Origin of the sequence: Methanohalophilus profundi, from assembly GCF_004137855.1 — an archaeon.
GTDB lineage: Archaea > Halobacteriota > Methanosarcinia > Methanosarcinales > Methanosarcinaceae > Methanohalophilus > Methanohalophilus profundi.
Window position 1 is genome coordinate 1,048,180 of the sequence record NZ_QBKB01000002.1, and the last position, 19,848, is coordinate 1,068,027.

Annotated in this window: 23 protein-coding genes and 2 pseudogenes; 13 read left to right on the top strand and 12 right to left on the bottom strand. The window is 41.4% G+C overall.

The features are described 5' to 3' along the window. On the top strand, positions 1-289 hold a 289-nt coding region (locus tag C9889_RS05575; protein ID WP_164999298.1), incomplete at its 5' end, for a zinc ribbon domain-containing protein. A gap of 119 nt (positions 290-408) precedes the next feature. Here C9889_RS05575 and C9889_RS10090 read toward each other — a convergent pair. The 4 genes from C9889_RS10090 to C9889_RS05590 all read right to left on the bottom strand — a co-directional run bounded on the left by C9889_RS10090 (position 409) and on the right by C9889_RS05590 (position 2,758). Continuing rightward, positions 409-546 (bottom strand): hypothetical protein, encoded by a 138-nt coding sequence (locus C9889_RS10090; protein WP_164999299.1) that lies wholly within the window; start codon positions 544-546, stop codon positions 409-411. Between the two features lie 304 nt (positions 547-850). Continuing rightward, positions 851-1,168, bottom strand: coding sequence for an RloB domain-containing protein (locus C9889_RS10760; protein ID WP_129597836.1), 318 nt, complete (start codon positions 1,166-1,168; stop codon positions 851-853). Beyond that, a complete protein-coding gene (locus C9889_RS10765; RefSeq protein ID WP_129597838.1) occupies positions 1,140-1,493 on the bottom strand; it encodes an RloB family protein in 354 nt (117 codons plus the stop codon). Before C9889_RS10765 ends, C9889_RS10760 begins: the two co-directional genes overlap by 29 nt. After that, on the bottom strand, positions 1,490-2,758 hold the full coding sequence (locus C9889_RS05590; RefSeq protein WP_164999300.1) for an AAA family ATPase: 1,269 nt from the start codon (positions 2,756-2,758) through the stop codon (positions 1,490-1,492). The genes C9889_RS10765 and C9889_RS05590 overlap by 4 nt, the downstream gene beginning before the upstream one ends. Before the next feature lie 316 nt (positions 2,759-3,074). Between C9889_RS05590 and C9889_RS05595 the strand changes: the two genes are divergently transcribed. Beyond that, positions 3,075-3,368, top strand: a complete 294-nt coding sequence (locus C9889_RS05595) for a hypothetical protein (protein ID WP_129597842.1) — start codon at positions 3,075-3,077, stop codon at positions 3,366-3,368. Between the two features lie 183 nt (positions 3,369-3,551). Here the strand turns inward: C9889_RS05595 and tnpB are convergent. After that, positions 3,552-4,664 (bottom strand): annotated as a pseudogene (gene tnpB / locus C9889_RS05600) (IS200/IS605 family element RNA-guided endonuclease TnpB). A gap of 405 nt (positions 4,665-5,069) precedes the next feature. On the opposite strand from tnpB, the gene C9889_RS05605 reads away from it, so the two are divergent. The 8 genes and pseudogenes from C9889_RS05605 to C9889_RS05640 all read left to right on the top strand — a co-directional run bounded on the left by C9889_RS05605 (position 5,070) and on the right by C9889_RS05640 (position 10,520). Next, positions 5,070-5,402, top strand: coding sequence for a hypothetical protein (locus C9889_RS05605; RefSeq protein WP_129597844.1), 333 nt, complete (start codon positions 5,070-5,072; stop codon positions 5,400-5,402). A gap of 897 nt (positions 5,403-6,299) precedes the next feature. Beyond that, positions 6,300-6,506, top strand: a complete 207-nt coding sequence (locus tag C9889_RS05610; RefSeq protein WP_129597846.1) for a type II toxin-antitoxin system HicB family antitoxin — start codon at positions 6,300-6,302, stop codon at positions 6,504-6,506. Beyond that, positions 6,490-6,717, top strand: coding sequence for a type II toxin-antitoxin system HicA family toxin (locus tag C9889_RS05615; RefSeq protein WP_225420005.1), 228 nt, complete (start codon positions 6,490-6,492; stop codon positions 6,715-6,717). Before C9889_RS05610 ends, C9889_RS05615 begins: the two co-directional genes overlap by 17 nt. Before the next feature lie 393 nt (positions 6,718-7,110). Continuing rightward, positions 7,111-7,350 (top strand): hypothetical protein, encoded by a 240-nt coding sequence (locus C9889_RS05620; protein ID WP_129597848.1) that lies wholly within the window; start codon positions 7,111-7,113, stop codon positions 7,348-7,350. Between the two features lie 126 nt (positions 7,351-7,476). Next, positions 7,477-7,611 carry a type II toxin-antitoxin system RelE family toxin gene (locus C9889_RS05625; protein WP_263854017.1) on the top strand — a complete coding sequence of 45 codons (135 nt, stop codon included), beginning with the start codon at positions 7,477-7,479 and terminating at the stop codon, positions 7,609-7,611. Between the two features lie 130 nt (positions 7,612-7,741). Further along, the gene (locus C9889_RS05630; protein ID WP_129597850.1) at positions 7,742-8,251 is read left to right on the top strand and encodes a hypothetical protein; all 510 of its coding nucleotides are present in this window, start codon (positions 7,742-7,744) and stop codon (positions 8,249-8,251) included. A gap of 47 nt (positions 8,252-8,298) precedes the next feature. Continuing rightward, on the top strand, positions 8,299-8,931 hold the full coding sequence (locus C9889_RS05635) for a LysE family translocator (RefSeq protein WP_225420006.1): 633 nt from the start codon (positions 8,299-8,301) through the stop codon (positions 8,929-8,931). Between the two features lie 144 nt (positions 8,932-9,075). Continuing rightward, positions 9,076-10,520, top strand: a pseudogene (locus C9889_RS05640) (TrkH family potassium uptake protein). A 126-nt stretch (positions 10,521-10,646) separates the two neighbouring features. Here C9889_RS05640 and C9889_RS10770 read toward each other — a convergent pair. The 7 genes from C9889_RS10770 to hepT all read right to left on the bottom strand — a co-directional run bounded on the left by C9889_RS10770 (position 10,647) and on the right by hepT (position 17,354). Next, positions 10,647-10,769 (bottom strand): hypothetical protein, encoded by a 123-nt coding sequence (locus C9889_RS10770; protein WP_263853979.1) that lies wholly within the window; start codon positions 10,767-10,769, stop codon positions 10,647-10,649. Positions 10,770-10,783: 14 nt separating this feature from the next. Then, positions 10,784-10,996 (bottom strand): nucleotidyltransferase family protein, encoded by a 213-nt coding sequence (locus C9889_RS05645; protein ID WP_129597852.1) that lies wholly within the window; start codon positions 10,994-10,996, stop codon positions 10,784-10,786. 151 nt (positions 10,997-11,147) lie between these two features. Then, a complete protein-coding gene (gene glmU / locus C9889_RS05650) occupies positions 11,148-12,338 on the bottom strand; it encodes a bifunctional sugar-1-phosphate nucleotidylyltransferase/acetyltransferase (RefSeq protein WP_129597854.1) in 1,191 nt (396 codons plus the stop codon). Then, positions 12,335-13,630, bottom strand: a complete 1,296-nt coding sequence (gene glmM, locus C9889_RS05655; protein WP_129597856.1) for a phosphoglucosamine mutase — start codon at positions 13,628-13,630, stop codon at positions 12,335-12,337. The genes glmU (C9889_RS05650) and glmM overlap by 4 nt, the downstream gene beginning before the upstream one ends. 13 nt (positions 13,631-13,643) lie before the next feature. Beyond that, positions 13,644-15,464: a glutamine--fructose-6-phosphate transaminase (isomerizing) gene (gene glmS / locus C9889_RS05660; protein WP_129597858.1), complete on the bottom strand. Its 1,821-nt coding sequence runs from the start codon at positions 15,462-15,464 to the stop codon at positions 13,644-13,646. Between the two features lie 9 nt (positions 15,465-15,473). After that, entirely contained in the window at positions 15,474-16,694 is a 1,221-nt protein-coding gene (gene glmU, locus C9889_RS05665) for a bifunctional sugar-1-phosphate nucleotidylyltransferase/acetyltransferase (RefSeq protein ID WP_129597860.1), read from the bottom strand. Between the two features lie 285 nt (positions 16,695-16,979). Beyond that, the gene (gene hepT / locus C9889_RS05670; protein ID WP_318531590.1) at positions 16,980-17,354 is read right to left on the bottom strand and encodes a type VII toxin-antitoxin system HepT family RNase toxin; all 375 of its coding nucleotides are present in this window, start codon (positions 17,352-17,354) and stop codon (positions 16,980-16,982) included. Between the two features lie 275 nt (positions 17,355-17,629). Between hepT and C9889_RS05675 the strand changes: the two genes are divergently transcribed. The 3 genes from C9889_RS05675 (at position 17,630) to C9889_RS05685 (ending at position 19,834) form a co-directional block, all read left to right on the top strand. After that, the gene (locus C9889_RS05675; RefSeq protein WP_129597862.1) at positions 17,630-18,058 is read left to right on the top strand and encodes a hypothetical protein; all 429 of its coding nucleotides are present in this window, start codon (positions 17,630-17,632) and stop codon (positions 18,056-18,058) included. Positions 18,059-18,060: 2 nt separating this feature from the next. Next, positions 18,061-18,576, top strand: coding sequence for a permease (locus tag C9889_RS05680; protein ID WP_129597863.1), 516 nt, complete (start codon positions 18,061-18,063; stop codon positions 18,574-18,576). Positions 18,577-18,682: 106 nt separating this feature from the next. Continuing rightward, the gene (locus C9889_RS05685; RefSeq protein WP_129597865.1) at positions 18,683-19,834 is read left to right on the top strand and encodes an RNA-guided endonuclease InsQ/TnpB family protein; all 1,152 of its coding nucleotides are present in this window, start codon (positions 18,683-18,685) and stop codon (positions 19,832-19,834) included. Positions 19,835-19,848: the final 14 nt, after the last annotated feature.

The window sequence follows — 19,848 nt, forward strand, 5'->3', positions numbered from 1 at the left end:
CTATAAGGCTGAAAAGTCGGGTAAGAGAACAATAAGAATTGATGAATCATATACTTCAAAAAAATGTTGTGTTTGCGGAACTATCAAGAATATACCACTCGGGGATCGAACATATGAATGTAGTGTATGTGGAAATATTCTGGATAGAGATTCAAATAGTTCAGTAAACATTTTATTGAGGTATCTCAAACATAATGCTCTGTGGACGAGCTATCAACAAACAGTTGATAATCTGCGACAAACAGGTTTATTGATCGGAATTATTCCTAACGGAATGATATCGAGATGAAGTAAACACTCGCCGGAAGCCGCTTCCTCAAATTAACGTGTCTTTGACACGCTAATTAGGGAGGGGTAGTTCACTTGTGCAAATAGAATACAAATGTCTAATGCTCTTGTCTGACTAACTCATCCCCCTCCCATATCCGCAAGTTTCCCAACCACCCTCTCCGCAACCTCATCGACCTGACCTTTGCGTTTGCGTTTCTCATACTCTCCAACAATATGGTCAACCGCTGCACTTTTCCTGCACTCCCTCTCCTTCATCACCCTGTGGATTACCAAAAGAGTATTCCTGTCCACGGTGGTATGGATTATCGTCCTCAGAAAGCCACCTCCTGCAAGAAGATCAGTCCTTGTCCTCCTCGCATAACGTATTCAGTTCTCCGGACAGCGCGTTGGCCTTCTCCAGCACCTCCGGCGAATTGGCGATTTTGGCAGGATTTACCTGCGTGCGGGATACCTCCTGGTTCACATTGACCTTCTCATCCAGTCATAATAGGTGGTGGGATCTATCCCCACAGCATCACATGCATAGGTTATGAAAACCCCGGGACTGCAAAAAAGATAATTACCAGCGCTTTTTGCGGTTTTCTTTTTTTATTTTGTCAATTCTATCGATTACTTCGTGTACCTGCGTACAGGGATTACTTTCTGTGCTGACAATGTTTATTCCATTGTCATTGTGCATTTTGACCAGTTTTTTGGAGTTTTGAATTGCATCTTCCATATTTTCACAGAGCAATTCATAGTAATTTTTACTTTTGGAATATTTTGTCATATATTTATCCAGTCTCTGATATATTCTTTCTTTCACCTGTCTTTCGGTAACTCTTTCAAAATGTAATAGGAACCAGAGTTTAAAAAAAAGGATTTGAAAAACATATATTTATGCCATTTTTGTTTGCTTTTTCTATTGCTTCACGCAACTCTTTATTGGTTACTGTTTTGTCCTGATTATCACAATCAAACACACAATAGACATATTCTCCGTCATTTTGGGGATTATACCCGTCATGCCTCATTCTCTCTATAGCGTATTCAACAACACCTTTTGCATCTTTGTCCTGTGAAGACATCGTTTTAATTGTCAGGTAGGCACCCTTTTCCCTGAAATTTTCAAAATACAGACGTTCTGTTTTTTCACCCTCACAGACAAGCAACATAATAGAGTTTGTTTTTCTGTTTCCTTTTTTACGATTTCTGGGACTCATTTTAACAGACCCTCAAGATTACCTATGAATGGAAGTGCTCCATACTTACCATTAAGATAACCTTTATCAATATTTGCATTTTTCCTCGGATTATATTCGAGAAGTGAATACAGGTCTGTAACACCGCCTTCATTCTTTTCCGTAAACCATATCTGGTCTCTTCTAAGTAGATCAACATCTAAGAAATGAGTATTATGACTGGTAAAAATTAGTTGTGCACCATTCCTGTTAATCTCCGGGTTATTAAATAAAGATAGTAAAGCTTCACAAAGTAATGGATGTAATTTACTCTCTAACTCATCCACCAACAGAACATATCCTTTCTTTAAGGATTCTGTAAATGGCCCGATTAATGAAAAAAATCTTTTCGTACCTTCTGATTCATCATCGTATTCAAATGGCACAGTTATAGGATTTCCTGTTTTATCCCTGCCATTATGGTAAAACTTAACATCTGCCTTCTTTATCTCAGGAATACTATTCTTTTCTTCTTTTTTGCTGCCTTCTTCTTGTTCTTTTGCAGTTTCATATTTAATAAAGGATTTAAGATGGTCTGGTAATTCATCGACATCCACTTTTTTTATCGTTGCATCTAAATTACTTATACCGAAATCTGCCAAATAGAGCAGATCTATAACCCAATCCTCTATACCTTCATTTTCCTGCATAATTTCAACTGTTATTTCACGTGGCATTCTCTCAGAACTTATCATTTGTAACTTTCTTGAAAACCACATGAAAGGTATTTTTGTTTTCTCATAATTCTGCTGGGCAGAATTAGAAAAATAAAGTACATTTTCAAGCGTACGATCCGCTATTGACCTCTGTTTTCCTTTATCTTTTGTAAATTTGTAGTCGTTTGTATTACTTCTTTCAAAAATAATTGATTTAGTACCCTTTGGATAATAATACAAATATTCATCAATTACTTTTTCAGCATTTAACGAGACTCCGTAATTATATCGGACCCCATCCTCTATGAAATCAACTTTTATTTTACAGGGTTTTGAAAACTGTTCACTGTCAAGTTTAAAGGGGTAAAAAGGAATCTTTTCCCCGGGTACATTTTTAGAAGAATTAAGAATCAGGTTACGGGTATAATTCAGAGCATGAATCACATTACTTTTTCCTGAAGCATTTGCCCCGTAAATAACAGCTGATCTTAGTAACCTGTCTTTTTTCAGTGTCTTCTTATCTGATATTAAATTATATTCATGGGAATTGTCACTCGAAGCAAGCATACTGAATAATACTTCATCTTTCATAGACAGGAAATTTTCTATACTGAAATCTATTAACATTTTTCCATCCTATTAATGAGAAAAAGGCGATCTGATTGATTTTAGAGGATATTTTGCATTTTATGTGCAAATATAAACTGAAATTTGCGTGCAATCTTATAAATGTATTGCGTGCAATAATGTATGAGAATGGAACTTAATACAAAAACACAACAGAATTAATAATTATACAATTCACAGCCACCCCCGAGACTGCAGAAGAAAGTCGACACACGTAAAAACCAATTTATTTATACGCCTAACGACATATTTGAGTATACCAAAGCAATGAGGAAATTACATGTCAAAAACAAGCAAACTACCAACTGTTCATTCTATCTTTGATGGACAAATCGGTGCACCAACATGTAAAGACTTCGCAGATTTGCCACGGGATGAACAATCTAAACGCCTTGAAGAAATGGCACGGAAGGCAACAACCCGTGCAGCAAAGGATGCTCTCGAAAATGGCAGATCTATTACAATCCAACAGGGTAATGCTATTGTCAGGAAACATCCAGATGGTAGGATTGAAGTGCTAAAAACACTTGAAAATGCATTTGTAACCCCAAAAAAACGTGTTTATAAGATATGAAACGGATTCGAATAATCGCGGGTCCAAATGGATCAGGCAAATCTACTCTGGTCAAACAATTTACTGAAGATAAGCCCTGGTTACTGAGTGAACCACACCACGCTTACGCATGGTGCTTCCTGCTTCATTCTTTTTCCCAACGGAAACAAGTCCACAGGCTCTTCCCGTAGTTCCTACGGTGCTTCAAATACCTATCAAATTCTGTTTATTTAAGGCAAACTTCTTAATGTTGATTGCAGCATTGACATCTCTGTCATGGGACATACCACAATCAGGACATTGCCATTTACGGTTTGCAAGTGTAATGCTTTTGTTATGATACCCACATACATTGCATATTTTAGTAGATGGTTCAAATTGTCCAATTCTCAATATGCTTTTGCCGTACCATTCTGCTTTATATTCCAATTTGGTTACAAAAGAACTCCATGATACATCACTAATGGATTGTGCAAGTTTATGATTTTTCAACATTCCAGATACGTTTAATGTTTCCAGTGCAATCGCTTGGTTTTCGCTAATTAATCTGGAAGTTAATTTATGCTGAAAATCATTTCTCTGATTTGCTATTTTCTCATGAAGTTTTGCTATCTGCTGTCTTGCTTTATCTCTATTGTTTGAACCTCTTTGTTTTCGTGAGAGACGCTTTTGTAATACTTTCAAACGTTTTATTGAATTATTAAGATGCTTGGGATTATCTATTTTTTCACCGTTAGACATGATGGCAAAATCCTTAATTCCAACATCAATACCAACCGTACTATTTACATCAAACTTTTGTTTGGCAGGTAAATCTTTACCATCATCTACAAGAATACTAATGAAATATTTACCAGATGGTATTTTCGATATTGTTGCAGTTTTCAAGTTACCTTCAAAACATCGATGCACTTTGTTTTTATCCAACCGATTTTAGGTAATTTCACTTTATCATTATCAAAATCTACTTCATAATGTTGTGGAACAGAAAATGATTGTACTGGATTTTTTTTTGATTTAAATTTAGGAAAACCCTTTTTTTTCCCTAAAAAATCTGGTAAATGCATTATCCAGATTAAGAGTAGCCCCTCGTAAAGATTGTGAATTCACCTCTTTCAACCATTCCATTTCATCATACAATGTTGGAATCATTTTATTTAATGTGAATCTGGATACCGATTTTCCATCTTGTTCATAAGTTTTAATTTTCTGTTCTAACGCCCAATTATAGATTACCCTCACACATCCGAAATGTTTGCTGAACATTTCTTCTTGTTGTTTTGTAGGATACATTCTATATTTGTAGGCTTTTAACATGTATATCCACTTATGTATTTAACATTATTTATGCTTTGCGTCAAAACAACAAAAAAGACGCATTCATCTCCTACCTTGCGGAAGGAGTCTTCTGCTGTTTAAGATAAACAATTCCATATTGATCCTGACAAACTCAATATCACAGACACTATTGATTTTGGAAAATTTGGGATACAAACAAATATATCCGAATTCAAAGACCATCTTTTAAGATCAACCCTATTTCCAAAAAGTAATATTGACATTGAAGATATCAAATTTGGAAACAATTGTCTTATCAATGATCTAAACAATCCATATGTTGGTTCACTGGTAGCAGATTTCATTAGAGATCAGCTAGTTGAGTCAGATATCAATTTATTTTCATTTGAAACAGTATTTTCACATGAATCTAAACTTGAATTCATGGAACGAGCTAAGCAAAAAGGTTGGAGCCTATATCTTTATTTTGTAAGTACATCAGATATTACAATTAATCAAGATCGAGTGAAAGAACGTACTGAGAAAGGAGAGCATAGTGTTCCTGACCAGAAAATAATAGATCGATATATAAAATCTAATAATTTTTTATATGACGCATCAAAGCTATGCAGAAGAGCATATGTATTCGACAATTCAACTGAAGGTTCAGCTGTCTTAATTGCAGAAAAAGATATTGATGGAACTATTCTGATAAAAACTGAAAATCAGTTACCACGCTGGGTTGTTACATATCTTTTTTCGAAACTTGAATCTTAATTTATCCTGTTTCATAAAATTGATACTGATGATATGAAAATATCATTTTGAATTATTTTTCGGTCAGCGATGTGAATTATCGGTCAAATCGATTTTTCGGACAAAATAGTAGTTCACCCCTGATCTTCACCAGGATTGCACTTCCGGGAGCCGGAGGTTGTATTTTACAGTAAATAGGGACCTCTGCCCACTGTGGAGGAGCCGTATATTCTGGAAGATGGGTGAATTATTGTGTTTGTATTCATGGTTTGATCAGGCCTGATTGGACTAAATCCATATGTAATATAATTATTTGGATTCAAAATTTCAGAAAAAATATCAGACAAGACCCACTTAAGTAATACTACAACTCCCCAGAATTAAATAAAGCCTGCACACCAACCTTCTCCGGCCCCGATCCCCATCAGCCCTGCAAACAACACCTCAGAGTACAGTACAATTTCCTGTCAGCCAGTTTTTCGTCCACTTCAAACGTATTCCCGCATACCGGGCAGATTTTCTCGATTAAACGCAGTTAAATTTAGCCGTATATTATAATATTTTGTGTATATACAGAATAGAACTCTTGCCTGTGAAATAATCCTGAGCCAAAAGTACCGGAAAAGTTGATGCGGCCCGTTTAACAAATCCGCCTCCTGACATGAGATGTGCGACATTGCAGGGTCGCAGATATCCGTAATGTCGGGCAGAATACAGAAGACAGTACCTGTACGCAGATGTGAAAAGTTGTTGGATATAGCCGGATAATGACAGCAAAAAAAGAAAAGATGAGAGTACATGCACCCCCGACACTACCGGAAAGTGTCGACTATTTATCCTGAATTTCTTTCTGTTTTTTAGTGTTAGCCGCTCCAACGAAATGAAACTTAATATACAAGCACGACAAAATTAACAGATATGCAATACACAGTCGTACTTACAGATGCAGAAGAAGGCGGATACACAGCACATTGCCTCGAACTTCCTGCTGCTATCAGTGAAGGCGATACTCGAAAAGCAGCCCTCGAGAATATAAAGGAGGCAATCCAGCTTGTGCTTGAGGTCACCGAAGAGCAGGCCAGAGTACTTGGTGAAATCACAAAGGTTGATGTTGCAAGTGTCTGAATTACCGGTTATTTCCGGCCAGAAGGTAATCAAAACTTTGGTTAAGATGGGATTTGTGGTTGTCAGGCAAAGGGCCAGCCATGTATTTTTACAACGTGGAGAGAATACTGTAACAGTACCTTTGCACAATCCACTTAAAAAAGGAACTCTGAAAAGCATCCTCAAACAATCGGATGTTTCTCTCGAATTATTTGTTATGAGCCTTAAGTAACAAATCATCTCACATAGATACAGTACTTGTTTTTTCCTAAAAACATAATATTTTTACTGCTATGTGTACATGCATACGGATGCTACGCATCGTAGATGATAGTAGAGTATGGAAGGCATGGATATGCCTGTAAAGGGGAAAACGCAGAGTCGAAAATGCTTGTTGAAGATTGTATCATGTAGAATTATTGCGAATAATCTCTTTCATATATTGCAAATTTGAGATGATTTTTGCAGCAAACGATTGTTTACAGCCGTTCCTGACAAATATTTCAAAATAAGCGTTCTTTTCACGTCTGAAAAGGTTTTGTGGGATAGATTGGAAGTGGTTTTTTGCTCACAATAATGGAGATGTTGATATATATCATCTCAATAAATATGCAATGGTGATTTCATGAAGCGGTACACCGTAGCCCTACCGGACGACCTCAAAAAGGAGATACGCAAACGCAAGATCTTTGAAACCTATATCAGAAACAATACCATCTCCAAATCTGATGCCTCCTTTTGTGAATCTATCGACTGGCATCCCGTTGACGAATTGCCCGTCAAGGAAGAGGTCGTTGATAGGATTAAATCCGAAGATAAAAGTTCCCGTGTAAAGGTCAATGATGTAGCCGACATATTCAGGTGATGAAAGTGGGCCACTCCCTATACATATTACCCGCCTGCCAGAAAGATATAAAAAAACTGACCAGGAAAGATCATTCTCGAAAAGAAAATTACAGAAATTCTTGATAACCCTACTCGATACAAGCCACTGCGTAACGATCTTACCGGATATTATAGGGTTCATGTCATGAGCAGTTTTGTATTGATTTTTGGAGTGGATACAGTAGAAGAAACAGTAACACTGGTACGATTCTCTCATCATGACGATGCCTACGACAGGTGAATTTCCAAATAGAACACACGACCTGCATCACACACCTGGAAAAATAATGGTTACAAAAATAATGATTATAAGATAATGTAACCGGCAATCAGAAAGACACATAAAGGACTACCAGCCATTTTTTAGTACGATGAATAATCCAGAGAACAGGGATTTCGAGATCATACCCTCAGAACCCAGGCCAGGAGATGACGTTACTATACGCGGCACATCCTCTGCAGAATCAGTGGATATAGCAATGACCTTTACCAGGACCGTGCCGGTGAAAGGTGGAAAATACAAATGTCGTATGCCCGACACAGAAGTACCAGAAAGGCCCAATCGTTTAACGGTGAGAGCCGAAAACGTGAAGAACCTGAAGGTCAGGGTTAAGATATTGTTCTGGATGACCAGACGTGCAAGGGCTTCAGACGGTGTGGCGCAAATCCGCGAATCCGATGTACCTTCAGGCAAATATGATATCCGCATCGAAGGTAATGCCGCAGAAGGCCAGTCTCAGGTGGATCTCACGGTCGCTGCCAGCCGGACCATAAAGGTTGAGAACGGCAGGTTTGAAGAAACCTTTCCTACCAGGGCCATTCCCGCAGATGAATTTGAAGTAACAGTCGCAGAACAGACTGAAACTATCAAACTGCACTGAAATTTTCACGCCGGTAAATGGACTCCTCCCAAAGCTAAGAAGAGAGAATGATGTATGAAATTGCAGAATTCCTGGTAACAGGGATCCTTCTCGGTTTTGCTGCAGGTATTTCTCCGGGTCCGCTGATGGCCATAACAATATCCGAAAGCCTGCAACACGGGTCAAAAGAAGGTTTCAAGGTTGCTGTTTCTCCCCTCATAACAGACTTGCTGATAGTATCAGCTGTAATTTACATACTAATGCATTTCCAGCAGCAAAATTCGGTGATCGCCCTTATCAGCCTGGCAGGAGCACTCTACCTGATGCAGCTGGGCATTGCTTCCCTGAAGACCAAAAATATCAATATCGAAGTAAGTAACCTGAAGAAGGAATCCCTGAAAAAAGGCATACTGGCAAATTTCCTGAATCCCCATCCCTACCTGTTCTGGATTGCAATCGGAGGGCCCATTCTCTTCAGGGCTGTTGAGGTTGACAGGCTCGCACAGATAATGTTTGTTATCGGATTCTATGCATTGCTTGTAGGTTCAAAAATTGTGATTGCCCTGTTTGTAGGCAAAAGCAGGAATTTTTTGAAAAGCAAGTATTATCTTCAGCTGTTTCGAAGTCTGGGAATCCTGTATCTCCTCTTTGCCTTGTTTTTCATACAACAGGGAATGGAACTGCTGGGATTGCATATCTGAATCGCTAAAATTTTATCCCTTCCATAAATTCGGGACTGCTGCTCTATATTATAGATTCCACCAAAACAACCATTACAGCGTTTATTATATAGGCAAATAATTATTAGCATAGAGGAAGACTAAATTTAAGGTGTACTGTCAAACATGAGTGGATTAAGGATTAATGTAGTTCTTGGCGCCATCGGTTCAATCCTGTGGATCATTGGTATTTTAATGATAATCCCATTCATGGTAGCCGTTTACTACGGCGAACATCTTTTTCCATTTTCCCTTTCCCTGACAATCACCCTCCTGATTGCATTCATTTTTTCGCTGTTGCTCACAGAGGAAAAGGGCGAATGGAACATGAGAGAAGGTTTCATGATCGTAGCCCTGGGCTGGCTTACCGCTGCCATCTTTTCTTCAATGCCCTATATATTTGAAGGTACACCCCCGATCAATGCCCTTTTTGAAGCCATGTCAGGAGTAACTGCAACCGGTGCTACCGCTCTTGCAGATATTGAAAGTTATAGTAAAAGCTCCTGTTCTGGAGGGCAATGACCCAGTGGGTGGGTGGAATGGGTATCATTGTTCTATTCATAGTGATCCTGCCAAAACTCGGGGTTGCGGGCAGGCAGATGTTTCGTGCAGAAGTACCCGGTTTGAAAGAAGAACAACTGCGCCCCAGGATCAGGGAAACGGCAACTCTGCTCTGGTTTGTTTATATTGGGTTGTCAATTCTCGAATTTATCTTGCTGTATTTCGCAGGATTGAACGCTTATGATGCCATAACCCATACCTTCACCTCCATATCATGTGCAGGGTTTTCGACATATTCAGACAGTATAGCAGCTTTTAATAGCCCCATGGTAGAAGGTATCTTCTTAATTTTCATGATTCTTGGCGGAGCCAACATTGCCCTGCATTACAAAACTATCTTTTCTGACAGGACAAGTCTGATTAAAGATGAAGAGTTCAGGTTCTACCTTTTAATCATTTTGCTTGCAACCGTGGTACTGGCATATACCCTCACCAGAGGTGAAGTATACGCATTTACAGATTCTTTCAGATACAGCATCTTCCATGTTGTATCCATACTGACAACCACGGGTTATGCTACTGTGGATTTTAACATGTGGCCGGACTCCTCCCGTTTTATCCTGTTTTTACTGATGTTTATTGGAGGATGTGCAGGTTCTACATCAGGCGGAATTAAAGTAGTACGTGTTTTGCTTATGATGAAATATGCAGACAATGTACTTTTCAGAACAGTTCATACAAAAGCGATCAAACCCATACGGTTCAATAATAGAAGAGTCCCCGAAAATATCATGCATGCCATTGTTTCTTTTTTGATCATATATTTCATGATCTTTATCACAAGTGCAACACTCCTTTCCCTGATGGGAGTGGATTTTGTCACCACTCTCACGTCTTCGATCGCAACCCTGGGGAATGTGGGACCGGGACTTGGGCTTGTGGGACCCATGGCGAATTTCGGAAATCTTCCGGACCCCGGGATGCTGATCCTTACTGCAAATATGTGGATCGGGAGGCTGGAAGTGTTTACAGTAATAGTGCTTTTAACGCCTGCTTTCTGGAGACACTAAAAAAAGCGGGGAAGAAAGCTCACTTCAGATAAGTATCATCAGCCAGACCTGCATGGTGGTTACTATCTGGGAGACGATGATGGAGGAGATTGAGGGTACTCTTCAAAAAATGCAGAAACAATGGAATTATCCTTCAAGATACAATTTCTGCAAATTTTCCTGAACATGAGGAATAATATAAGCACTCAATGATCTTTCAGTAACCAAATCAACTTTTATCCCGAACAAATATTCCAGTTCTTCTTCCATTCTTATGTGATCAATCAAACTTTCTTTTCAGAAAATCTAACAAGAAAGTCAATATCGCTACCTTTGATTTGTTCTCCCCTGGAAAAGGAGCCAAAAATACCCAGAAAAGCAATATCGTTACGTCGACAAAATGTTATGAGTTGTTCACCCACATTCCTTTCAAGGTCCAGAGCTTGTGCAAGTTCAAATGGATCGTTTATTCCATGAGAATTTTCTTTGACTTCCATGTTCACTCAATATTTAAGTTACTATAATAGATATATTTTGTCAACTACTTTTCTTCATCACGGAAAGGTATTTTGATCTATAGTTCTCACAGCCTTGAGAAAGCCTACATATCTCAAAAAAAGTAGTCAGATTCAACTACTTTTTGATCGCTTACTTCACCACTTCTCCCAGTCCCGTACACCTGCCCGTTTTAAGCACACAACCCACATTGATACAGGTATTGATGCCGGTATGCACATCATCCCCCATGATCACTCCGAGTTTACGCCTACCTGAATCAACCTTTTTCCCCTTGACCATGACCCGGATAGTGCGCCCGTCATGTCGGAGATTGGCAACCTTGGTCCCGGCTCCAAAATTACAATCCCGGCCAATCACGCTATCGCCCACATAACTCAGGTGTCCGATATTGGTTCCATCCATTACCACGCAATTCTTGATCTCCACTGCATTGCCGATACGCACATTATCCCCTATGGCAGTGGACGGCCGGATAAAACAGTTCGGTCCTATATCGCAGTTCTTTCCAATAACCACCGGCCCGATGATGTAGGCACCGTTGCGGATAACCGTACCTTCCCCCACAACCACTTCACCCTTTAAGGTAGCATTGGGTTCCACTTCTGCCTCAATATTGCCGGTAAGCCCGTCCAACACATGCTTGTTGGCAGCAAGCAGATCCCAGGGTCTGCCGATATCTATCCATTCGTCCCTGAACACTTCATAACCCACACTGGCCCCTGCATCGATCAGCATCTGTATGGAATCCGTGATCTCGATCTCCCCGCGAGGTGATTCAGGAGTTTTACGGATATAATCAAAGATTGCCTGTGGGAACAGATAGATTCCCGCATTGGCCAGATTGGTCGGAGGCTTTTCGGGTTTTTCCACAATCCGGGTCACTTTTTCCCCGGCAGTACAAATAACTCCAAAATTACAGGGATCTTCCACTTCCTTAACTGTCAATACCGCATCTTCATCCCTGTCGATCAAATTTTTAATCTGGACAGAACTTATCAGCATATCCCCGTTAAGCACAAGGAAACTGTCATCCACATACTCTTCAGCACAGCCGATTGCATGTCCCGTCCCGTTCTGTTCTTCCTGGAGAACGTAATCGATACTCACATTTTTCTGCGAACCGTCCCCGAAATAGTCCCGGATAGAATTTTCCATATAACCGGTAACTATCACAAATTCCCGGATACCGGCAGCCACAGCCTCATCAATGATATGTTCCAGTATGGGTTTGTTCCCGATGGGCAGCATTACCTTGGGTCGCCTGTCCGTTAAAGGACGCATTCTTGTACCCTGCCCCGCTGCCAGAATAACCGCTTTCACTGTATTGCACCCCTTGCAATACTTCCAACTCTATCAAACAACTCATCCACATCCTTCCTGGCCTCAGCAGTGATCCGGATCTTGGATTCGGTACCAGACGGCCGCACAAGCACCCAGCCATCCTCCAGATCCACCCGAATTCCATCAATGGTAGTAACATCTCCCATCATTTCCAGAGATTGCTTGATCTGCTGCATCGCCTCTTCCTTCCTGTCCTCAGGACATTCGATCGTACCCCTGCGGGTGGGATAATGAGGCAGATCCGCAACCATCTTTGATAACGGGCTGTCTGCGATCAAATTCACAATCCGGGCTGCTGCATAGATACCGTCGGGACAATACGATACGTCCGGGAAAATCCAGCTGCCTGAAGGCTCGCCTCCAAAATAAGCCCCTGAAGCCTTGATCTGTTCTGCCACGTATACATCCCCAACCCTGCAGCGCAGCACCTCGGTATCCCCTAGCGCATCATCCACTATCATGGAAGTATCCACAGGCACCACTACTTTTTCCTGTTTGTCCTGCAGGGCAAACAGGGCTAGCAATTCATCTCCCGAGACAAAATTACCCTGCTCATCCACAACCATCATCCGATCCGCATCCCCGTCATGCGCAATCCCGATATCCGCCTCAAACGCCACCACCGCCTTGATAAGTTGACCCAGGTTTTTTTCCACGGGTTCGGGACTGCGTGCCGGGAAATAACCGTCCGGCTGGCAGTTCAATGTAATAACCTCGCAACCCAGTTTCCGGAGTAGATAAGGAGTAATCGTACTCCCGGCCCCGCACCCACAATCCACAACCACACGTTTGTTAGAAGATTGCATCTTGCTCAAGATCTTATTGCAATGCCGCTCAACAAAACCTTCCCCGTACTTCACAGCCCCCACTTCATTCCAGATAACGGTTGCATACTCGTTATTCTCAATAATATGTTCAATCCGTTCTTGCTGCTGCGAATCAAAAGCCATACCATCGGGATTCCATAACTTGATCCCCACATCTTCTGCAGGGTTATGTGAAGCCGTTATCATAATCCCGCAATCATAATCCGCGGTGGCAAAAGCCAGAGTGGGCGTACTCATCAATCCTCCCAGGGTCACTTCACAGCCGGTGGCAGACAGCCCTGCAATCAATGCCTGCTCGATCATATCCGCAGCGATACGGGGATCCTTACCGATCACAATCGAATCGGCAACTGTACCCACGGCCATGCCCACATTCAATGCCAGTTCGGGACCGATTACCTTATTGGCCGGCCCCCTGATTCCCGATGATCCGAAAAGTTTCAAAATACACACTCCTTCATTCCACAGTCACACTTTTGGCCAGGTTGCGCGGTTTATCGATCTCACAACCCTTTTCCAGGGCGGTATAATAGGCAAGCAGCTGCAAAGCCACCGAGGACAGGACAGGTGATAGCAGGGGATTGGTAGCAGGTACCGGGATTACAATATCGGCATACTTGCCTATCTCCCGATCCCCGGCATCGGCCACTGCAATCACTTCAGCTCCACGTGCCTTGACTTCCTTGATATTACTCAGCATTTTTTCATAGGTTCGCCCCTTTGTGACGATCGCCACCACGGGCATGCCGTTTTCCAGCAGGGCCAGGGGTCCGTGTTTCAGTTCTCCGGCAGCATACCCTTCCGCATGGATATAGGATATTTCCTTGAGTTTCAAAGCCGCTTCCAGTGCCGCCGGATAATTAAGTCCCCTGCCAATGAAATAATAATCCCGGTTGGCCGCATACTTTGCTGCATGCCTGCGTATAACATCCCTCTGGTTCAATACCTGCTGCACATTACCGGGTAGTTCCTTGAGATTTTTGATGATAGCCTTTGCTTCATCCGGCAAAAGATAATTCCTGCGCCTGCCCAGATGTACAGCCAGCAGATACAGCGCTATTAATTGAGCCGTAAACGTCTTGGTCGCAGCCACTCCGATCTCAGGGCCGGCATGGGTATACACTACATTTTCGGCCTCCCGGGTAATGGTGCTGCCCACCACATTGGTTATCGCGATGGTACTTGATTCATACTGTGCCACATTCCTGATTGCAGCCAGCGTATCGGCCGTCTCTCCGGACTGAGTGATTGCAATTGTAAGGGTATTGCAATCCATCACCGGGTCCCGGTATCGAAACTCCGAGGCTGCACTGACATCGGTATGTATGCCGGCCAGTCCTTCAAGCAGGTATTTGCCAAACAACCCGGCATTCCAGGACGTGCCACAGGCAATTATCTCCACCCTGCCAATATTTCTGATCTGTTCATCTGTAAGGTTGAGTTCAGGTAATTGAACATTGCCTTCCAGTTCTGATAACTTGCCGGCAAAGGTCTTCTGGAGGGAACGGGTCTGCTCATGGATCTCTTTGAGCATGAAATGTGCATACCCACTCTTTTCTGCCGCCTCCACATCCCAGTCGATCGTGGAAACCTGCTTTTCCAGCAATTGGCCTTCCATATCATAGAACTCCACCTTCTCAGGAGTCAGTTTCACGAGCTCCCGGTCATCCACAAATACCACATTGCGGGTATGAGCCACAAAAGCCGTCGCGTCAGAGGATGTGAAAAATTCATTCTCCCCCAGACCCACTATCAGGGGACTGTCCTTCCTGGCAGCGATAAGGAGATCCGGATTATTCTTACTCATGACCACGATCGCATAGGAGCCTTCCAGCACTGTCATGCTTTTGCGTACCGCCTCGAACAGGTCCAGGGAATTACTGTAAAAATGCACCAGATGGGCAATTACCTCGGTATCGGTATCGGATACAAATTCATAACCTTCAGCTTCCAGCCATTCCTGCAATTTGAGGTAATTCTCAATAATCCCGTTGTGTACGACCACGATATCCGAAGAACGGTGCGGATGAGCATTGACATCATTGGGTATCCCGTGTGTGGCCCAGCGTGTATGCCCGATCCCAATATTACCTTCGATCTCTGCAGGCAGCACTTTATCCAGTTCACCGATTCTGCCGGCAGTCTTGTACGTCTGCAGATCACCGTTTAAGATACTCAACCCGGCAGAATCATAACCCCTGTACTCCAGCCGGCGCAGGCAATCCATAATCACCGATGATGCATCGGTCTTTCCCACATATCCTACAATCCCGCACATAATATCCCCTCACAGTACTGTGGAATTTGCAGGCAGATGTCTATTCACAGTTGTACCTGATCTCACGGTACAGTTATTGCCCACAAGGGTGCCTGCTTCAGTAAGGGTCCTTGAACCAAATTTACAGCCGTCCCCGATAACCACGCCGCTCTTTTCCACAGGCACAAGCTCATTCTCGATCTCGATATTCACATCATTGTCCACTTCACAGATGGAGTAGGGACCTAAATTACAGTTAAACCCTAAAATACTTTCAGAGACATGGCTGTGGGAATCCACACGTACATTATCCATCAGGATACTGTTCTGGATATAGGTATAGGGGCCCAGCGATACATTATTCCCTATACTGGTGGAAGGCAGAACCGTCACCTGGGGCCCGATATCACAGTTATCCCCGATCTTTACCGGTCCTACGATATAGGACCCGGCCCTGATGACCGTATTTCCCCCGATCTCCACATTCCCTATCAGGGTAGCGGTATCATCAATTATGGAAGTATCCTCGATAGCAGATTCACAACTTGCCAGTAACCTGGCATTGGTATCAAGCAGATCCCAGGCATACACCGAATCCATCCACAGGTTCTTAGTTACAGTGACCCTGACATCCCTGTCTCCTTTCACCATATTCTGCAGGGTATGGGTAATTTCATATTCCCCTCTCCCGGAGATCTCGGTATTCTCTATCTCTGCAATAATATCCCGGTTAAAAGCATAGATACCGGTATTTATCATATGACTTATCTGGCGTTTGGGTTTTTCAAAAATGCCTTTTACCTTTCCCGCAGCACTCATGACCACTCCATATCCACATACCTTCTCCCGGGGAGTGGTTAGTACGGTGGCATCCCCTGCATGATCTGCGATCAGTTTACTGATAGTCTCTTTTTCGATGATGTTATCCCCATTGAGTACCAGGAAATATCCATTATCCTCCCCCAGTGCAGGGATGGCCTGACTTATCGCATGAGCCGTACCCAATTGTGAAGTCTGGGCCACATAAGTAATCCTTGCCCCGAAATCATTCCCGTCTCCAAAATAGTCCATCACCTTCTCCTTCTCATAACCCACAACCAGCACTACCTCCTCGATCCCGTTATCCACAAGCGCGGATATAACGTATTCCAGAATCGGACGATTGGCTACCGGTAACATGACCTTTGAACGGGTGTTTGTGAGAGGTGTACATCTGACACCTTCCCCTGCGGCAAGAACGATGGCTTTCATGGAACTAACATGAAACGTGAAAGAATTTATAGGTTATCTTTGGGAAGTGGATTGTCCCTGAAGGAAATCATGGACTTCGTTCTAATTTGTCATGAAAGTGAGTCTTTCCAATTGAAAAGTATACTATACAGTATATTACTGGGTAGTATATTACTGAATGGTATATTATGAGGAATAATAGGGGATATGGACATCGTCTCAGTAAAAGAGAAAGTAATTAACACATATTTGCCTGCTAATCAAATGAATAAACTATCTGACATAATGAGTGGATGGCCCAAGAATTCAATCCGTTTTTTCAAGATAAAGGGTAATATAGCGTGCAAACTTCTCCAGATCACCTGGATGGTTTTGCAAAGAAAGATACACTTTATCCATATCAATGTCGGCATACATGTGCAGAAGTTCGCCTCTAAAATCTGCAGCAGGAGAGATTTTCCTGGAAAAATCCTGGGGCAAAATTCCATTGTCACCCAGAATGATAAGAATTTCTTTATAGGATTCGGGTTTTTTCAGTGATTGTCGGGAAATTATCATCTCCCCTACATCTATCATGCATTCAAGAGATACCTCAAGATACCTTTCCACTGCTCCTCTAAGGGTGTGGTCCTGATTGATGTCATCGAGACTGCAATCCTGATAGCCTTTGAGGATTTCGATCTATTCTGCCAGTAATTCCAGTTTCGAATACATAACCTCATTCATTTTCCACTGCCCCTGTAAGTTTTACTTGTGCTATTCTAGGTATTACATGATAAATCAAAAGAGGGAGATTGGTTTATTAAAAAAGAGTTCGTATCTGTGTCAGCAAACCATCCCAATTAATCAGACTGGGATTGATATTTCCGATAGATTGTGCACACTTTAACTATAAAAAAATGATGAACACATTGGTCATTAATTCAAAATAAAGGCCATAAAAAGATGAGGTATCCATGAACCATATTGGAAAAAGTGCAAAAAAGACCCTCAATGCTTTAAATCAAAGTTTGCCTGTGGTTGTGGGAGTCATAATGGCGATTAGTCTTCTCAAAACTGCAGTTCCTGAATCCCTTTATTCTACAATCTTTACCGGCAATATTCTGATTGATCCTTTTATAGGTAGTCTCATCGGCAGTATTGCTGCAGGGAATCCGATTACAAGTTATATAATTGGGGGCGAACTTATCAAACAAGGGGTATCTCTTTTTGCTGTTACAGCCTTCCTGTTGAGCTGGGTTACTGTAGGAATTATTAGTTTGCCAGCTGAGATGGATATTCTTGGAAAGAAATTTGCCCTCGCCAGGAACATCATCTGCTTTATTGTATCTTTTCTTGTAGCCATATTAACAGTAATTACTTTAGGAATAGTAGGAGAACTGTAACCGTGAGACAATATTATTTTGTTGGATTTATGATTGCAATCTACCTGGTGGTTTATTTTACATCTCCCGTCCTTTTCCACGATTCCATGCTGGAAAACTACTCAATCCTTTTACAAGTAATTCCAATCCTTGCACTGGTATTTGTCTTCATATTCTTTTTTAACCTCTTTCTCAAGCCTGATAAGATCAAGAAACATCTGGGCAAGGAGGCCGGAATGAAAGGATGGGTATTTTCGATCGTAGCGGGAATCTTAAGTAGCGGCCCCATTTATGTATGGTATCCTCTGCTTTCAGATCTCAGAGAAAAGGGAATGAGAACATCTTTCATGGGCACTTTCCTTTACAATCGTTCTGTAAAACTTCCTCTACTTCCTATAATGATATATTATTTCGGGTTTATCTACACTCTAATACTTACAGTATACATTATTCTGACATCGGTTATTGTAGGCTATCTTACAGAACTGGTAGTGGATGATGAATCCAAATCTAACTTATACAAAAGAAAAGACAATTGATTTTCAACTTTTAGAGCAGCAGTCTCCTTCCGTAAGGTAGGAGAGGAATGCGCCTGATATTTCACAAAAGCAATTTTTTATAATAAGTAAGTGAACATACTATTGTATGTTTCTCACTAAAACAGTTATCCTGAAAATAGCAAATCCTGATAACGATTTAGTGGAAACTATGAAGAAATATTCAGATGGAATGAACTATGCTTCTGAAATCGTTTTTGACAAAGGTAAACCAATTCCAGCAATGAAATTACAGAAGGAAGTTTACTCCTATCTTCGTGAAACATTAAAATTAAAATCCCAGATGAGTTGCAACATTCCAAGACAGGTTACAGGGTGTTACAAAACATTGTATAAACTGAAAAAGTCGAAATGGCAAAAGGTACGATTTTCACCGTCTTCGATGACCTTTTCTTACAAAAGGGATTTTACTGTTAGTGAAGACACAGTCAAAATAACCACTATTAATGGAAGAAAATCTTATTCCATTTTGAATTATGATCACGCAAAACAGTATTTTGATGGTTTATGGAAATATCAGGCATCCAAAGTCGTAAAACACAGGGATGGAGATTATTATTTCCATCTGTGTGTAGAGAAAGAAATCCCTGATAAAGAATTGACAGATGCATCTACCTTTATGGGAATTGATGTTGGTATGAACTATCTTGCTGTTGCTTCCACCACTGACAAGAAATGTAGTTTTTTTGCTGGTGGTGAAATTAAGAATCTTCGCAACCAGTACAAGTCAATGCGAGCACGTTTACAATCGAAGGGAACTTCATCTGCAAAACGTATGTTGAAACATATTGCAGGTAAAGAGAAACGTCTTATGCGAGATGTAAACCATACAATCTCAAAAGAAATTGTGAAGTTCGCAACTGAAAAAGGTGTATCTGTAATAGGTCTGGAAGACTTAACAGGAATACGTGAAACCACGCATTCCAAAGTTTCTAAAAAGAGAAGACATAACCACAGTAGTTGGGCTTTTCGCCAATTACAAGCGTTCATTGAATACAAAGCAAGAGAAGCAGGCATAATTACACATTATGTTGATCCCTCTTATACTTCTCAAACATGTATTCGGTGTAAGCACATATCTAAGAATAATCGTAACAGATTATCATTCAGATGTGAAAAATGTGGTTATGAGAATAATGCAGACCTAATCGGTGCAATGAATATTGAACACAAAACACGGGATTACAGGTATATCCTGGAATCTCAGGGGTGCTTGTCAGCCACCCAGACGAATGCTTAATTGACATTCAAGCG

Coding starts and splice junctions, on each gene's coding strand:
- C9889_RS10090 (WP_164999299.1), bottom strand. CDS start 546: ATGAAGGAGAGGGAGTGCAGGAAAAGTGCAGCGGTTGACCATATTGTT.
- C9889_RS10765 (WP_129597838.1), bottom strand. CDS start 1,493: ATGAGTCCCAGAAATCGTAAAAAAGGAAACAGAAAAACAAACTCTATT.
- C9889_RS05590 (WP_164999300.1), bottom strand. CDS start 2,758: ATGAAAGATGAAGTATTATTCAGTATGCTTGCTTCGAGTGACAATTCC.
- C9889_RS05595 (WP_129597842.1), top strand. CDS start 3,075: ATGTCAAAAACAAGCAAACTACCAACTGTTCATTCTATCTTTGATGGA.
- C9889_RS05605 (WP_129597844.1), top strand. CDS start 5,070: ATGGAACGAGCTAAGCAAAAAGGTTGGAGCCTATATCTTTATTTTGTA.
- C9889_RS05610 (WP_129597846.1), top strand. CDS start 6,300: ATGCAATACACAGTCGTACTTACAGATGCAGAAGAAGGCGGATACACA.
- C9889_RS05615 (WP_225420005.1), top strand. CDS start 6,490: ATGTTGCAAGTGTCTGAATTACCGGTTATTTCCGGCCAGAAGGTAATC.
- C9889_RS05620 (WP_129597848.1), top strand. CDS start 7,111: ATGAAGCGGTACACCGTAGCCCTACCGGACGACCTCAAAAAGGAGATA.
- C9889_RS05630 (WP_129597850.1), top strand. CDS start 7,742: ATGAATAATCCAGAGAACAGGGATTTCGAGATCATACCCTCAGAACCC.
- C9889_RS05635 (WP_225420006.1), top strand. CDS start 8,299: ATGATGTATGAAATTGCAGAATTCCTGGTAACAGGGATCCTTCTCGGT.
- C9889_RS10770 (WP_263853979.1), bottom strand. CDS start 10,769: ATGGAAGAAGAACTGGAATATTTGTTCGGGATAAAAGTTGATTTGGTT.
- C9889_RS05645 (WP_129597852.1), bottom strand. CDS start 10,996: ATGGAAGTCAAAGAAAATTCTCATGGAATAAACGATCCATTTGAACTT.
- glmS (WP_129597858.1), bottom strand. CDS start 15,464: ATGTGCGGGATTGTAGGATATGTGGGAAAGACCGATGCATCATCGGTG.
- glmU (WP_129597860.1), bottom strand. CDS start 16,694: ATGAAAGCCATCGTTCTTGCCGCAGGGGAAGGTGTCAGATGTACACCT.
- C9889_RS05675 (WP_129597862.1), top strand. CDS start 17,630: ATGAACCATATTGGAAAAAGTGCAAAAAAGACCCTCAATGCTTTAAAT.
- C9889_RS05685 (WP_129597865.1), top strand. CDS start 18,683: ATGTTTCTCACTAAAACAGTTATCCTGAAAATAGCAAATCCTGATAAC.